The 13,720-nt window shown below is 72.8% G+C and carries 13 protein-coding genes; 7 read left to right on the forward strand and 6 right to left on the reverse strand.

Annotation, left to right across the window (positions count from 1 at the left end):
- The first annotated feature begins 78 nt into the window (after window positions 1-78).
- The gene (locus tag CCN44_RS17425; RefSeq protein ID WP_059254848.1) at window positions 79-726 is read left to right on the forward strand and encodes a TetR/AcrR family transcriptional regulator; all 648 of its coding nucleotides are present in this window, start codon (window positions 79-81) and stop codon (window positions 724-726) included.
- A gap of 6 nt (window positions 727-732) precedes the next feature.
- Here CCN44_RS17425 and CCN44_RS17430 read toward each other — a convergent pair whose 3' ends face one another.
- Window positions 733-1,965: a glycoside hydrolase family 18 protein gene (locus tag CCN44_RS17430; RefSeq protein ID WP_059248187.1), complete on the reverse strand. Its 1,233-nt coding sequence runs from the start codon at window positions 1,963-1,965 to the stop codon at window positions 733-735.
- 330 nt (window positions 1,966-2,295) lie between these two features.
- Between CCN44_RS17430 and CCN44_RS17435 the strand changes: the two genes are divergently transcribed.
- Complete coding sequence (locus tag CCN44_RS17435) at window positions 2,296-3,468, forward strand: acyl-CoA dehydrogenase family protein (RefSeq protein WP_086698175.1); 1,173 nt, start codon at window positions 2,296-2,298, stop codon at window positions 3,466-3,468.
- A 488-nt stretch (window positions 3,469-3,956) separates the two neighbouring features.
- On the opposite strand, the gene CCN44_RS17445 is transcribed toward CCN44_RS17435, so the two are convergent.
- Window positions 3,957-4,391, reverse strand: a complete 435-nt coding sequence (locus CCN44_RS17445; RefSeq protein ID WP_059248184.1) for a hypothetical protein — start codon at window positions 4,389-4,391, stop codon at window positions 3,957-3,959.
- A gap of 234 nt (window positions 4,392-4,625) precedes the next feature.
- On the opposite strand from CCN44_RS17445, the gene CCN44_RS17450 reads away from it, so the two are divergent.
- The 4 genes from CCN44_RS17450 to fxsA all read left to right on the forward strand — a co-directional run bounded on the left by CCN44_RS17450 (window position 4,626) and on the right by fxsA (window position 8,753).
- Window positions 4,626-5,066 carry an Lrp/AsnC family transcriptional regulator gene (locus CCN44_RS17450; RefSeq protein WP_059248183.1) on the forward strand — a complete coding sequence of 147 codons (441 nt, stop codon included), beginning with the start codon at window positions 4,626-4,628 and terminating at the stop codon, window positions 5,064-5,066.
- A gap of 74 nt (window positions 5,067-5,140) precedes the next feature.
- Window positions 5,141-6,748, forward strand: a complete 1,608-nt coding sequence (locus tag CCN44_RS17455) for an amidohydrolase (protein ID WP_086698176.1) — start codon at window positions 5,141-5,143, stop codon at window positions 6,746-6,748.
- Between the two features lie 581 nt (window positions 6,749-7,329).
- The gene (locus CCN44_RS17460; protein ID WP_059248181.1) at window positions 7,330-8,124 is read left to right on the forward strand and encodes a polyprenol monophosphomannose synthase; all 795 of its coding nucleotides are present in this window, start codon (window positions 7,330-7,332) and stop codon (window positions 8,122-8,124) included.
- A gap of 71 nt (window positions 8,125-8,195) precedes the next feature.
- On the forward strand, window positions 8,196-8,753 hold the full coding sequence (fxsA, locus tag CCN44_RS17465; protein ID WP_059248180.1) for an FxsA family membrane protein: 558 nt from the start codon (window positions 8,196-8,198) through the stop codon (window positions 8,751-8,753).
- Between the two features lie 154 nt (window positions 8,754-8,907).
- On the opposite strand, the gene CCN44_RS17470 is transcribed toward fxsA, so the two are convergent.
- The 4 genes from CCN44_RS17470 to yczE all read right to left on the reverse strand — a co-directional run bounded on the left by CCN44_RS17470 (window position 8,908) and on the right by yczE (window position 12,393).
- The gene (locus CCN44_RS17470) at window positions 8,908-9,282 is read right to left on the reverse strand and encodes an RNA polymerase-binding protein RbpA (RefSeq protein ID WP_003977404.1); all 375 of its coding nucleotides are present in this window, start codon (window positions 9,280-9,282) and stop codon (window positions 8,908-8,910) included.
- Between the two features lie 278 nt (window positions 9,283-9,560).
- The gene (locus tag CCN44_RS17475; RefSeq protein ID WP_086698177.1) at window positions 9,561-10,907 is read right to left on the reverse strand and encodes an MFS transporter; all 1,347 of its coding nucleotides are present in this window, start codon (window positions 10,905-10,907) and stop codon (window positions 9,561-9,563) included.
- A 56-nt stretch (window positions 10,908-10,963) separates the two neighbouring features.
- A complete protein-coding gene (locus CCN44_RS17480) occupies window positions 10,964-11,740 on the reverse strand; it encodes a glycerophosphodiester phosphodiesterase (RefSeq protein WP_086698178.1) in 777 nt (258 codons plus the stop codon).
- Window positions 11,737-12,393, reverse strand: coding sequence for a membrane protein YczE (gene yczE / locus CCN44_RS17485; RefSeq protein WP_059248177.1), 657 nt, complete (start codon window positions 12,391-12,393; stop codon window positions 11,737-11,739). The genes CCN44_RS17480 and yczE overlap by 4 nt, the downstream gene beginning before the upstream one ends.
- 102 nt (window positions 12,394-12,495) lie before the next feature.
- On the opposite strand from yczE, the gene CCN44_RS17490 reads away from it, so the two are divergent.
- Window positions 12,496-13,720: SCO1417 family PLP biosynthesis transcription factor (locus CCN44_RS17490; RefSeq protein ID WP_086698179.1), on the forward strand; the 1,225-nt coding region annotated here is incomplete at its 3' end.

Consider the following 13,720-nt stretch of genomic DNA (forward strand, 5'->3'; position numbering starts at 1 on the left):
ACCGACCGGCCCCGGGTGCGGCTTGTTCTGACATACTGCCGATGTCCCGTCGCGCCTAGCCCAGGGTCCCTCGTGAAGATGCCGCAGCAGCGTGCCGCCGCCCCGGTGCGCGGCACCGAGCGCTCCGCGGCGCGGCGCGCCGAACTCATCGCCATCGGGCGGGCGTTGTTCGCCGACACGTCCTACGACGCGCTGTCCATGGACGACATCGCCCGCCAGGCGCAGGTGGCCAAGGGGCTGATCTACTACTACTTCCGGTCCAAGCGCGGCTACTACCTGGCGATCATCCAGGACTCCGTCGCCGACCTGGTCGCCTTCGCCGCCGGCGGCCTCCGGCTGCCCGCCGTGGACCGCGTGCACCGCACCATCGACGGGTATCTGCGCTACGCCGAGCACCACCAGGCCGCCTACCGCACCATCGTCAGCGGCGGCGTGGGCTTCGACGCCGAGGTGCACGCGATCCGGGACGGCGTGCGCGAGGCGATCATCACCACGATCGCCGAGGGGGCCTACGGCCGCGGCGACATCTCCCCGCTGGCCCGGATGGGCCTGCTGTCGTGGGTGTGCAGCGTGGAGGGCGCCACCCTGGACTGGATCGACCGCCCCCGGCTGTCCCGCGACACCATGCGCGAGCTGCTGGTGAAGACGCTCGGCGGGGCCCTGCGCGCCATCGAGGAGCTGGACCCCGCCCACCCCGCGCCGCCGCCCGCCCGCCGGGACGGCTGACCGGGGCTAGTTGATCGCCTTGATCAGCTCACCGTTCGCGGTGTCGCCGCTCAGCTCCCAGAAGAAGGTGCCGCCGAGGCCCTGCTGGTTCTTGTACGTCATCTTCGTGGCGATGGTCGCCGGGGTGTCGTAACTCCACCAGTCGCTGCCGCACTTGGCGTAGGCGGTGCCGCCCACGGTGCCGTTCGCCGGGCACTTGGTCTTGAGCACCTTGTAGTCCTCGATGCCCTGCTCGTAGGTGCCCGCGGCCGGACCCGTGGCCGTGCCGCCGGGGGCCGCCTGGGTGACGCCGGTCCAGCCGCGGCCGTAGAAGCCGATGCCCAGCAGCAGCTTCGAGGCCGGGATGCCGAGGCCCTTGAGCTTGGCGATGGTCGCCGCGGAGTGGTAGTTCGCCTTCGGGATGCCCGAGTACGAGTTCAGCGGGGAGTGCGGGGCGGTCGGGCCCTTCGCGTCCCAGGCGCCGAAGTAGTCGTACGTCATCGGGTTGTACCAGTCGACGTACGGGGCGGCGCCCGCGTAGTCCGCGGCGTCGATCTTGCCGCCGCTGGTGGCGTCCGCGGTGATCGCCGCGGTGACCAGGTTCGAGGAGCCGAACTTCGCGCGCAGGGCGGCCATCAGGTTCTTGAACGCCTCCCGCCCGCTGGTGTCGCAGGTGTTGCCGCAGGCGTTCGGGTACTCCCAGTCGATGTCGATGCCGTCGAAGACGCCCGCCCACTTGGAGTTCTTCACCAGGTCGTAGCAGGACTGGGCGAAGGCGGCCGGGTTCTTCGCGGCCTCGCCGAAGCCGCTGGACCAGGTCCAGCCGCCGAAGGACCACAGGACCTTCAGGCCGGGGTGCTTCTTCTTCAGCTTCAGCAGCTGGTTGAAGTTGCCGCGCAGCGGCTGGTCCCAGGTGTCGGCGACGCCGTCGACGGACTCGGCGGCCGTGTACGCCCGGTCGGTGGCCGCGTAGGAGTCGCCCATGGCGCACTTGCCGCCGGTGACGTTGCCGAAGGCGTAGTTGATGTGGGTCAGCTTGGCCCCGGATCCCGAGGTCTCGATGTTCTTGACGTAGTACTTGCGGTCGTAGGTGCCCCACTCGGTGAAGTAGCCGACGACCTTGGAGCCGGCCGTCAGCTGCGGGGCGCTCGGCGCCGCCGCGGTCGCCGTGCCCGTGCCGGCCAGCAGGCCGGCGCCGAGGGCGGCGGTACACGCGGCCGAGACGAGCGCCCGGACGAGGGAGCGGTGGGGAGTGTGCATCGGGTGTCTCCTCGTGGGGGGAGAGGGGATCGCGCGCCGATTGGCATGAACGCGGTAAAGCGTTGGTCATGCACGGTACGGAGGACTAGACCAGTAGGTCAATGGTTCGGACCAATTTCGGCTCCGCGGGAGCCCTCGACAGGACTCCTGAAGTAAGCGGTCGTTAACTGGTGACGGGAGGTCGCCGATCGGGCATACTCACAGCGCATGCCGCAGGTCAGCAGCTTCCGAGACCCGGGAGCGGGCGCCTTCGGTCCAGCGCAGTGATGGCGGAGCCGCCCCCACCCCGGGCCGGACCGCCGGTGCCCGAACAGGGAGGAGCCCGACGCCATGTCCGACCGCGACCCGCAGCCGGTGGAGCGTCAACTGCCCACGGAGGAGGCGAGGGATCTGCTCGCCCTCGTCCGGGACATCGCCCAGCGCGAGATCGCGCCGAAGGCGGCGGAGGAGGAGGACGCGGGCCGCTTCCCGCGCGAGATCTTCACCCTGCTCTCCGAGTCCGGCCTGCTCGGCCTGCCGTACTCCGTCGAGTGCGGCGGCGGCGACCAGCCGTACGAGGTCTACCTCCAGGTTCTGGAGGAGCTGGCCGCGGCCCGGCTCACCGTCGGTCTCGGCGTCAGCGTGCACACGCTCGCGTCCTACGCGCTCGCCGCCTACGGCACCAAGCAGCAGCGGACGGAGCACCTGCCCTCGATGCTGGGCGGCGGCCTGCTCGGCGCCTACTGCCTGTCCGAGCCGGCCTCCGGCTCCGACGCCGCCTCCCTGCGCACCAAGGCCGTCCGTGAGGGCGACACGTGGGTGCTCGACGGGACCAAGGCCTGGATCACCCACGGCGGGATCGCCGACTTCTACACCGTGATGGCCCGCACCGGCGAGGACGGCCCGCGCGGGATCACCGCCTTCCTCGTGCCCGGTGACGCGCCCGGTCTGAGCGGTGCGGCGCCCGAGAAGAAGATGGGCATGAAGGGCTCGCCCACCGCGCAGGTGCACTTCGACGGCGTCCGCGTCCCGGACAGCCGGCGCATCGGCGAGGAGGGCCAGGGCTTCTCCATCGCCCTGTCGGCGCTCGACTCCGGCCGGCTCGGCATCGCCGCCTGCGCGGTCGGCCTCGCCCAGGCCGCGCTGGACGAGGCGGTCCGCTACGCCACCGAGCGCCGCCAGTTCGGCCGGCCCATCGCCGACTTCCAGGGCCTGCGCTTCATGCTCGCCGACATGGCCACCCAGATCGAGGCGGGCCGCGCGCTGTACCTGGCCGCCGCCCGGCTGCGGGACGCGGGCCGGCCGTTCGCCAAGCAGGCCGCCATGGCCAAGCTGCACTGCACCGACACGGCCATGAAGGTCACCACGGACGCGGTGCAGATACTGGGCGGCTACGGCTACACCGCCGACTTCCCGGCCGAGCGCTATATGCGCGAGGCCAAGGTCCTGCAGATCGTCGAGGGCACCAACCAGATCCAGCGGATGGTCATCGCCCGTCACCTGGCCGGGCCAGAAGGCCGCTGAACTGGCCCGTGCGGACCGTCGGGGCCGCCAGCCTGACCCACTCCGGGTCGTGGCGGCCCGGCAGGGTACGGCCCCGGTCGGCCCAGGTCCGCAGGAGATCGCGGTAGATGGGCGGGTCCTGCGGCGGCGCGACCGGCGGAACCGGTTCGGCCGGGCGCGGCACGAAGATGCGGCGCTGACGCCCGGTCGCCGAGTACGTGGGGGTCATACCCGGCCAACGCGACGACGGCGGGCCAGGTCACCCCTCGGCGGAATCGAGCGTCAGTCCACGCATGTCACCGGCGCGTCCGGACAGCCCCGTTCTTCGACACGGGCGCCACCAACCACCCTTGCTGCCGAGCGAGTTGCGGTGTGCGGCGGACCCGCGGTCTCCACTCCGTCCCGCGGGCACGCGCGGCATGCGGGCCGGCGGTCCGAGCGCGCCGATCCTGCACCACGGCAGTCCGGGCGCCGAGGTGCAGGCAACGTGCGGGAGGGGTTCGGGCGGCTCAGGCGGCCTGGCGGCGCATCGCCGGCACGCGCATCGGGCGCGAGCCCGGGCCGCCGACGTGCGAGAAGGGCTGCGTCCGCCAGTTCAGACCCTGGGGGAGCGTCAGCAGCAGGGCGGTGTCCTGCTCCTGCGGCTCGAAGGACTCGTCCGCGGGGCGGGCGTCGGCCGCCGAACGGCCCGTACCCGCGCACACCGTGAGCCCGAACGGGTTCCACGGCGAGGCGCACAGCGCGTGCTCCGGCAGGAACTCCTCGTCCGCCAGGAGCGCGATCGGCTGCGCGCAGTCCGGGCAGATCACCCGGTACATCTCGAAGGTGTCGTAGGCGTCCAGTTCCTCGTCGAGGGCGTCGGGTTCGACGCCCTCCGGCTCGGGCTCGGACACCGGCTGCCGGTGCACGGACGCGGACCGACCAGGACGATGGGTATTCTGCATGGGATTCTCCCCCTAAGGCTGGGCCGTGACGGCGCTGCGGCCTCGACCACAGCAAGCACTTCCCGTCCGGTCTCGGCGGTAATCACGAGAACATCACGGAGCCTGTCCGAGGTGTGTGGCGTTCGTCACATGCCGCCCGCAGGTGCCCGTCCCGGTGCTTTTTCCGCTGAACAGGGAATGACCTGCGCCTCTCAGGTATCCGAAGAGATCAAGCGCACTGTAGGTTTTGGCGGCATGGAGGAGCTGGACCGTCAGATCGTGCAGCTGCTCGTCAAGGACGGGCGGATGAGCTACACAGACCTGGGCAAGGCCACGGGCCTGTCCACGTCGGCCGTGCACCAGCGGGTGCGCCGGCTGGAACAGCGTGGCGTCATCCGCGGCTATGCCGCGGTGGTCGACCCCGAGGCCGTCGGGCTGCCGCTGACCGCGTTCATCTCGGTGAAACCGTTCGACCCCAGCGCCCCCGACGACATCGCGGACCGTCTCGCCGACGTCCCCGAGATCGAAGCCTGCCACAGCGTGGCCGGCGACGAGAACTACATCCTCAAGGTGCGCGTCTCCACCCCGCACGAACTGGAGGAACTGCTCGCCCGGCTGCGCTCGCTGGCCGGGGTGTCGACCCGGACGACGGTGGTGCTCTCCACCCCGTACGAGGCACGCCCGCCGAAGATCTGACCGCCGCCCGCGAAACCGCCCCTTCACCTGCCCCAGGTGCGGCTCCGCCCGGGCGGCAGGAGAAACTGTCGGCTATGAGTGAGCGCACCGCCGAGCCCCCCAAGACCGTCCTGCTCCGCCGCGGCGAGGTGCACAGCCCCGCGGACCCCTTCGCCACCGCGATGGTGGTCGAGCGCGGCCACGTCGCCTGGGTCGGCTCCGAGGGCGCCGCCGACGCGTTCGCCGACGGTGTGGACGAGGTGGTCGACCTCGACGGCGCCCTGGTCACCCCGGCCTTCACCGACGCCCATGTGCACACCACCGCCACCGGTCTGGCCCTCACCGGCCTCGACCTGTCCGGCACCCCCTCCCTGGAGGCGGCCCTCGCCCGGATCCGCGAGTTCGCCGCCGCCCGCCCCGACGACCGGGTGCTGCTGGGCCACGGCTGGGACGCCGCCCGCTGGCCCGGCGGCCGGCCGCCGACCCGCGCGGAACTGGACGAGGCCACCGGCGGACGCCCCCTGTACCTGTCCCGCATCGACGTCCACTCGGCGGTCGTCACCACCGCCCTGCTGGACCTCGTCCCCGGCGACGTCCCCCGCGAGGACGCCCCGCTCACCCGGGACGCCCACCACACCGTCCGCGAGGCCGCCCTCGCCGCCATCACCCCCGCCCAGCGGGCGGCGGCCCAGCGCGCCGCCCTGGCGCACGCCGCCTCCCTGGGCATCGGCACCCTGCACGAGTGCGGCGGCCCGCAGATCTCCTCCGAGGACGACTTCACCGGCCTGCTGCGGCTCGCCGCCGAGCTGCCGGGCCCCCGCGTGGTCGGCTACTGGGCCGAGCAGGACACCGAGAAGGCCCGCGCGCTCGGCGCGGTCGGCGCCGCGGGCGACCTCTTCGCCGACGGCGCCCTCGGCTCGCACACCGCCTGCCTGCACGAGCCGTACGCCGACGCCGCCCACACCGGCACCGCCTACCTGGACGCCGACGCCGTCGCCGCCCACGTCGTGGCCTGCACCGAGGCGGGCCTGCAGGCCGGCTTCCACGCCATCGGCGACGCCGCCGTGACCGCCGTGGTGGAGGGCGTGCGCGCCGCCGCCGAGAAGGTGGGCCTGGCCCGGATCCGGGCCGCCCGGCACCGCGTCGAGCACGCCGAGATGCTCACCCCCGAGACCATCGCCGGCTTCGCCGAGCTGGGCCTGATCGCCTCCGTCCAGCCCGCCTTCGACGCGCTGTGGGGCGGCGCGGACGGCATGTACGCCCAGCGCCTGGGCGCCGAGCGGGCCCGCACCCTCAACCCGTTCGCCGCGCTGCTGCGCTCCGGCGTACCGCTCGCGTTCGGCTCCGACAGCCCGGTCACCCCGCTCGACCCGTGGGGCACGGTCCGCGCCGCCGCCTTCCACCACACGCCCGAGCACCGGATCTCCGTCCGCGCCGCCTTCACCGCGCACACCCGCGGCGGCTGGCGGGCCGTCGGCCGCGACGACGCCGGCGTCCTGGTCCCGGGCGCCCCCGCCGACTACGCCGTCTGGCGGACCGACGAACTGATCGTCCAGGCCCCCGACGACCGGGTCGCCCGCTGGTCCACCGACCCGCGCTCCGGCACCCCCGGCCTGCCCGACCTCACCCCCGGCCGCGATCTGCCGGTCTGCCTGCGCACCGTGGTCGGCGGGCGGACGGTGTTCGTACGGCCGGGCGAGTGATCTCCCGGGGTGGCGCGCAGGCCACCCGCCGCCGGGGCCGCGCCGCCCGACCTGCGCATCCTCCCCGTCCGCCGGGGCGCCGGTGCCGTCCTGCCTGGTCGGAGGGGTGTTTGACAGTCGGCGGCCAGGGGCCGGTAGGTTCGTCCGAGTCCACCACGGGACGCCCGACCGGGGGCGTTCAGCCGACTCGCCGCAGCGCCGCTGGGTCAGGGACGGTGTGCCGCACCGGGGCACCGCCACTGGGAGCCAGGCTCAGCGCCCGCGCCGACGAGGGAGCGTTCGGACCGGTCGGCCAGGTGTGACCCGGGTGGGGCCCGGGCGCTCAGTAGACAACGGCTTTCGGTCGATCCGCAGCCAGCGGGTCCCAGGTCGGCCCGAAGGGCGCCGGGCCCCCATCCGCCGTGGCACGAGGGTGCCGGCAGCACGGCGGGAAAGGGGGCCGGGAGCGCGGTGGGAAGGGGCTGAAACGCTCACTCTTACCCCGCTCTCGGGGAATCGACACCACCGTCCGCACGCGTTGTCACGTCTTCCCAGGCCGCGGCCACTATGGTGGACCCTGCGTACGACATGAAGGGGCAGCAGTGAACGACGGCGACGGGACCCTCGCGGCCAAGGCCCAGGGGAGGCAGTTCGGTCCGCTCGGCACGGCCTTGGTGATCATCCCGACCTACAACGAGGCGGAGAACATCAAGTCCATCGTCGGCCGGGTACGCGAGGCCGTCCCCGAAGCGCACGTACTCATCGCGGACGACAACAGTCCCGACGGCACCGGCAAGCTCGCCGACGAGCTGGCCGCCGCGGACGACCACGTCCAGGTGCTGCACCGCAAGGGCAAGGAGGGCCTCGGCGCCGCCTACCTCGCGGGCTTCCGCTGGGGTCTGGAGCGCGACTACGGCGTGCTGATCGAGATGGACGCCGACGGCTCCCACCAGCCCGAGGAACTGCCCCGGCTGCTCACCGCCCTCAAGGGCGCCGACCTGGTCCTCGGCTCCCGCTGGGTGCCGGGCGGCCGGGTGGTGAACTGGCCCAAGTCCCGCGAGTTCCTCTCCCGGGGCGGCTCGACCTACTCGCGGCTCATGCTCGACGTGCCGATCCGGGACGTCACCGGCGGCTTCCGGGCGTTCCGCCGCGAGACCCTGGAGGGCCTCGGCCTCGGCGAGGTCGCCTCGCAGGGCTACTGCTTCCAGGTCGACCTGGCCCGCCGCGCGGTGAAGGCCGGCTACCACGTGGTCGAGGTCCCCATCACCTTCGTGGAACGGGAACTGGGCGACTCCAAGATGAGCCGGGACATCGTGGTCGAGGCGCTGTGGCGGGTCACCGCCTGGGGCGTGGGCGACCGCTTCGGCAAGATCACCGGCAAGGACAAGCACGCCTAGCACACCGGTGCGCAGCGCGGGCTGAACCCTCCCTTATCCCGCGCTGAGCCGCGCCCAGGCACACTGGGGGCATGACGACTGGCGCTCCGACCTCTCCGTACACCGCCCGCCGCCGACGCTCCCGGCTGCGCAGGTATCTGCCGCCGGCCCTCGCCGCGTGGCTGGTGCTGGAGATCTGGCTGCTGACCCTGGTCGCGGGCGCGGCGGGCGGGCTCACGGTGTTCCTGCTGCTCGTCGCGGGCGTCGTGGCCGGCTCGGTGGTCATCAAGCGGGCCGGCCGCCGCGCCTTCCAGAGCCTGAACGAGGCACTGCGGCAGGGTGGCTCGCCGGCGCGCGGCGGCGGCAACGGCCTGATGATGCTCGGCGGCCTGCTGCTGATGATCCCCGGCCTGGTCTCCGACGCGGCGGGCCTGCTCCTGCTGCTCCCGCCGGTCCAGAAGGCGGTGAGCCGCTTCGCGGAGAACGCCCTGGAACGCAGCCTGCGCAAGGCCGCCCCGGGCAGCCTGGGAGACGCCTTCCAGCAGGCCCGCATGCACCGGCCGGACGGGAAGGTGGTGCAGGGCGAGGTCATCAGGAACGGCGAGCCGTACGGCGCCCCGCAGGAGCCCCGCCCGCCGCTGACGCGCTGAGCGCACCGGGCCCGCGTACGGCGGCCGTTCTGCCGCACGGCGAACGGCTCGTGGCCCGCACGCGCACAACGACCGCGGGCGCCGTACGTGATCTCCACGTACGGCGCCCGCGGTCGTTGCGTTGCGCTGTATGCAGGCCCAGCCCCCGCAGGGACTACGCGCTCTTGCGGCTGTCCCTGGGGTGGACGGCGATGTTCATCGCCCCCGAGCGGAGAACAGCCAGACGCTCCTCGAGGACCTCTTCGAGCTCCTCGCGGGTGCGCCGTTCCATCAGCATGTCCCAATGGGTACGCGCGGGCTTGGCCTTCTTCTCCTCAGGGCCGTCGCCGTCCACCAGGAGTGCCTGGGCACCGCAGACCTTGCACTCCCACTCCGGCGGGATCTCCGCCTCGACAGAGAAGGGCATCTCGAAACGGTGCCCCTTCTCACATGCGTACTCCACGGCCTGGCGCGGGGCCAGGTCGATACCGCGGTCCGTCTCGTAGCTGGTCACCACGAGGCGCGTACCGCGAAGAGCTCGCTCACTCATGAATCGTGCCTCCCGGGCTTGTCGCCCACAGGACAGGTGTCGCTGTCGTCGTCATCCGGTCAACGTCCGGTCGGCGGTAAAGATTCCCGTTCCGAGTCCCGTTCCGGGTCATGCGTCGCCGTCGTAGCCGCCCCTTGTTCTACCCACAGGCGCCCGGTTTGTCACATCTGCTAGCAGATGTCACCCAGCGTTTCGGCATCTTTGACGCGCAGTAACGGTACGCCTGGCAGGCCAAACGCGTACACTACCGCCCTTTCACGCCGAGTGCTAAATCGGCGCTAGATCTTTTCCGGAACCGGGTTGCCCGCCTCGCGGATCGCCCGCCGTACGGGGACCCGTGCGAGCAGGGCGAAACCCAGGACGAAGAAGGCCACCAGGGAGAAGATCGCGGACCGGTAGCTGCCGGTCAGCTGGTAGGTCACGCCGAACAGCAGCGGGCCGAGCCAGCTCATCCCGCGGTCGCTCATCTCGTACGCGGAGAAGTACTCGGCCTCCTTGCCCGGCGGCACGAGATGAGAGAACAGCGACCGGGACAGCGCCTGACTGCCGCCGAGGACCAGGCCGATCCCGGCGGCCAGCGCGAAGAACCACACCGGTGCCCGCGCCGGCAGGAACCAGCCCGCCGCCAGCGTCAGCGTCCATGCCACCAGCGAGCCGAGGATCGTCCGCTGCGCGCCGTACGCCCGGGCCAGCCGGCCCATCGCCAGCGCCCCCGCCACGGCCAGCACCTGCACCAGCAGCACGGCCCCGATGAGCGTCGACTGCCCGAGCCCCAGCTCCTCGGAGCCGTAGACCGAGGCCTGGGTGATCACCGTCTGGATGCCGTCGTTGTAGACGAGGTACGCCAGCAGGAACGCCAGGGTCAGCGGATGCCGGCGCATGTCCCGGACGGTCGCGGCGAGCTGCCGCAGCCCCGGCGCCGTGGCGTGCGCCACGCGCGCGTGGCGGTCGCGCAGCCTGCGCAGCGGTACGAGTGCGAACGCGCCCCACCACAGACCGGCCGAGGCCAGGCATATGCGGACCGCGGCCGTCTCGGAGAGGCCGAAGGAGTCGTGCGCCGAATAGAGCACCAGGTCGGCGACGAGGACCAGGGCGCCCGCCGCGTACCCGAAGGCCCAGCCCCGGGAGGAGACCGCGTCGCGCTGCTCGGGCGGGGCGATCTGCGGCAGGTAGGAGTTGTAGAGCATCATCCCGACGGACTGCGCGGCGTTGGCCACGACGAGCAGGACACCGCCGAGCAGGTACCGGTCGCCGTCCAGGAAGAACATGCCCGTGGTCGCCGCGGCGCCGGTGTACGCCGCCGCCGCGAGCAGCGGCTTCTTGCGGCCCGTGCGGTCGGCCGCGCTGCCCACCAGCGGCATCAGGACGACCGCCACGATCACCGACAGGGACACCGAGTAGGCGAAGAAGGAGCCCGCGCGGACCGGTACGCCCAGCGGGTGCACATAGCCGTCGCCGTCCGCGGCGTGCTCGGCGACCGAGGTGAGGTACGGGCCGAGGAACACCGTGAGCACGCTCGTCGAATAGGCCGAGCATGCCCAGTCGTAGACGTACCAGCCGCGCTGCTCGCGCCTGAGGGCGGCGATCTCGGCCGCCGCCTCCGTCCGCACGGTGTCGGTGCTCACCCGTGCCCTCGCTTCCCCGTATCCCCTGCGAAGGCTCGGCGGGGGCGGCCGGGCGGTCAGACCCAGACGCCACGGTCCTCCATGACCTCGCGCAACGTGTCGATGTGATCGGTCATGATGCCATCAACCCCCAGGTCCAGGAGCCGATGCATCCTTTCCGGTTCGTTGACCGTCCACACGTGCACCTGCAGCCCGCGCGCGTGGGCGGCGCGGACGAAGCGGTGGTCGACCACGGGCACGCCCGACTGGGCCTCGGGCACCTGCGCGGCCACGGCCGAGCGGCGCACCGCGGCCGGCAGCCCCCAGGAGCGCAGCCGCAGGCTGAGCACCCCGCGCGTGCCGAACGAGGTGGCCAGCCGTGGCCCGGCCAGCCGCTGGGCGCGCAGCACCCGCGCCTCGGAGAAGGAGCCCACGCAGACCCGGTCCCAGGCGTCCGCGCGCTCGATCAGGTCCAGCAGGGGCCGCAGCGCGGGCTCCGCCTTGACGTCGACGTTCCAGCGCACCCCGGGGAACGTCTCCAGCAGCTCCTCGAACAGCGGCACCGGTGCCCGGCCGCCCACGCGCGCGTGCCGGACCTCCGCCCACGGCAGGTCGGCGATCCGGCCCGCGCCGTCGGTGACCCGGTCCAGCGTCGCGTCGTGGAAGGCGACCAGCCGGCCGTCCGCCGTGGCGTGCACGTCGGTCTCGATGTACCGGTAGCCCAGCTCCACCGCGCGCCGGAACTGCGCCACGGTGTTCTCCAGGCCGTCCGCCGCCCCGCCCCGGTGGGCGAAGGCGATCGGCCCTGGGTGGTCCAGATAGGGGTGGCGCAGGGGCGGTGTCGTCAAGGTCACCGACGCAGTATGGCCCGCCCCGGTTGCGCGCCGGCGACCACCGTGCTGCCCGACGGTGCCGACGGGACGGCGAACATGCGCAGGAAGAGCTGCGCCAGCGGGCCGATGGACACCGCGTACAGCACGGTCCCCACCCCGATGGTGCCGCCCAGGACGAACCCGGTGACCACCACCGTCACCTCGACGGCCGTCCGCATCAGCCGGATCGACCGGCCGGTGCGCCGGTGCAGCCCCGTCATCAGCCCGTCCCGCGGACCCGGCCCGAAGCGCGCCGCGATGTACAGGCCGGTCGCCGCGCCGTTCAGCACGATGCCCGCGACGAGCAGCGGGACGCGTACGGCGAGGGAGCGGGCGTCCGGGAGCAGCGCGAGGGTGCCGTCCATGGCGAGACCGACCACGAAGACGTTGGAGACCGTGCCGAGCCCGGGCCGCTGGCGCAGCGGGATCCACAGGAGCAGTACACCGGCGCCCACGACGATCGACACCACCCCGATACTCAGCCCGGTCAGTTCCGCGAGCCCTTGGTGCAGCACGTTCCAGGGCTCCAGTCCCAGGCCCGCCGCCACGAGAAGCGCGGAACTCGCGCCGTAGAGCGCGAGTCCGGCGTACAGCTGGATCAGCCGTTGGGCGAGACGGCGGTCGGGACGGGACACGGGTTACCCCCCGGGGTGGTGGCAGTGGACTGACGCATGACACTCTGTGGCTTGAGAAGAATCGCCATCCATGGCCAATTCGGGGAAGGTGGACTGATCGTCATGGCGCAGTGGACCTCGGCTGTGGGGGCCGCGCAGCTCGCCCGGCTGCTCAGCTCCCAGCAGGACCGCCCGGCCGGCCCCGGCACCCGCCGTCCCCCCGCCTATCGCGCGCTTGCCGACGGCATCCGGCTGCTCGTGCTGGAGGGCCGCGTGCCGGTCGCCGCGCGCCTGCCCGCGGAACGCGAACTGGCCCTGGCCCTCGCGGTCAGCCGGACCACCGTCGCCGCCGCCTATGAGGCACTGCGCGGCGAGGGGTTCCTGGAGTCCCGGCGCGGAGCCGGCAGCTGGACCGCCGTGCCGGCCGGCAATCCGATCCCGGCCCGTGGCCTGGAGCCCCTGCCTCCGGAGTCCCTCGGCTCGATGATCGACCTGGGCTGCGCCTCGCTCTCGGCGCCCGAGCCGTGGCTCACCCGGGCCGTGCAGGGCGCGCTGGAGGAGCTGCCGCCGTACGCGCACACCCACGGCGACTACCCGGCCGGGCTGCCCGCCCTGCGCGCGATGATCGCCGAGCGGTACACCGCGCGGGGGATCCCCACCATGCCGGAGCAGATCATGGTGACGACCGGCGCGATGGGCGCCATCGACGCGATCTGCCACCTCTTCGCGGGCCGCGGCGAGCGCATCGCCGTGGAGTCCCCGTCCTACGCCAACATCCTCCAGCTGATGCGCGAGGCGGGCGCCCGGCTGGTACCCGTCGCGATGGCCGAGGGCCTGTCCGGCTGGGACATGGACCGCTGGCGCCAGGTCCTGCGCGAGGCCGCGCCGCGGATCGCCTATGTGGTCGCCGACTTCCACAACCCCACCGGGGCGCTCGCCGACGAGGACCAGCGGCGCCGGCTGGTGGACGCGGCCCGTTCGGCGGGCACGGTGCTGGTCGCCGACGAGACGATGACCGAGCTGTGGCTGGACGAGGAGTTCCGGGACGGCGGGATGCCCCGGCCGGTGTGCGGGTTCGACCCGGCCGGCTCCACGGTGATCACGGTCGGCTCGGCCAGCAAGGCGTTCTGGGCGGGGATGCGCATCGGCTGGGTGCGGGCGGCGCCGGACGTCATCCGCAGCCTGGTCGCTGCGCGGGCGTACGCCGACCTGGGAACGCCGGTGCTGGAGCAGCTGGCCGTGAACTGGCTCTTCAGCACCGGGGGCTGGGAGCAGGCGGTCGAGCTGCGCCGGGCGCAGGCCCGGGAGAACCGCGACGCGCTGGTGGCCGTCCTGCGCCGGGAGCTGC

The sequence above is a fragment of the Streptomyces tricolor genome (assembly GCF_002155905.1).
Lineage (GTDB): Bacteria > Actinomycetota > Actinomycetes > Streptomycetales > Streptomycetaceae > Streptomyces > Streptomyces tricolor.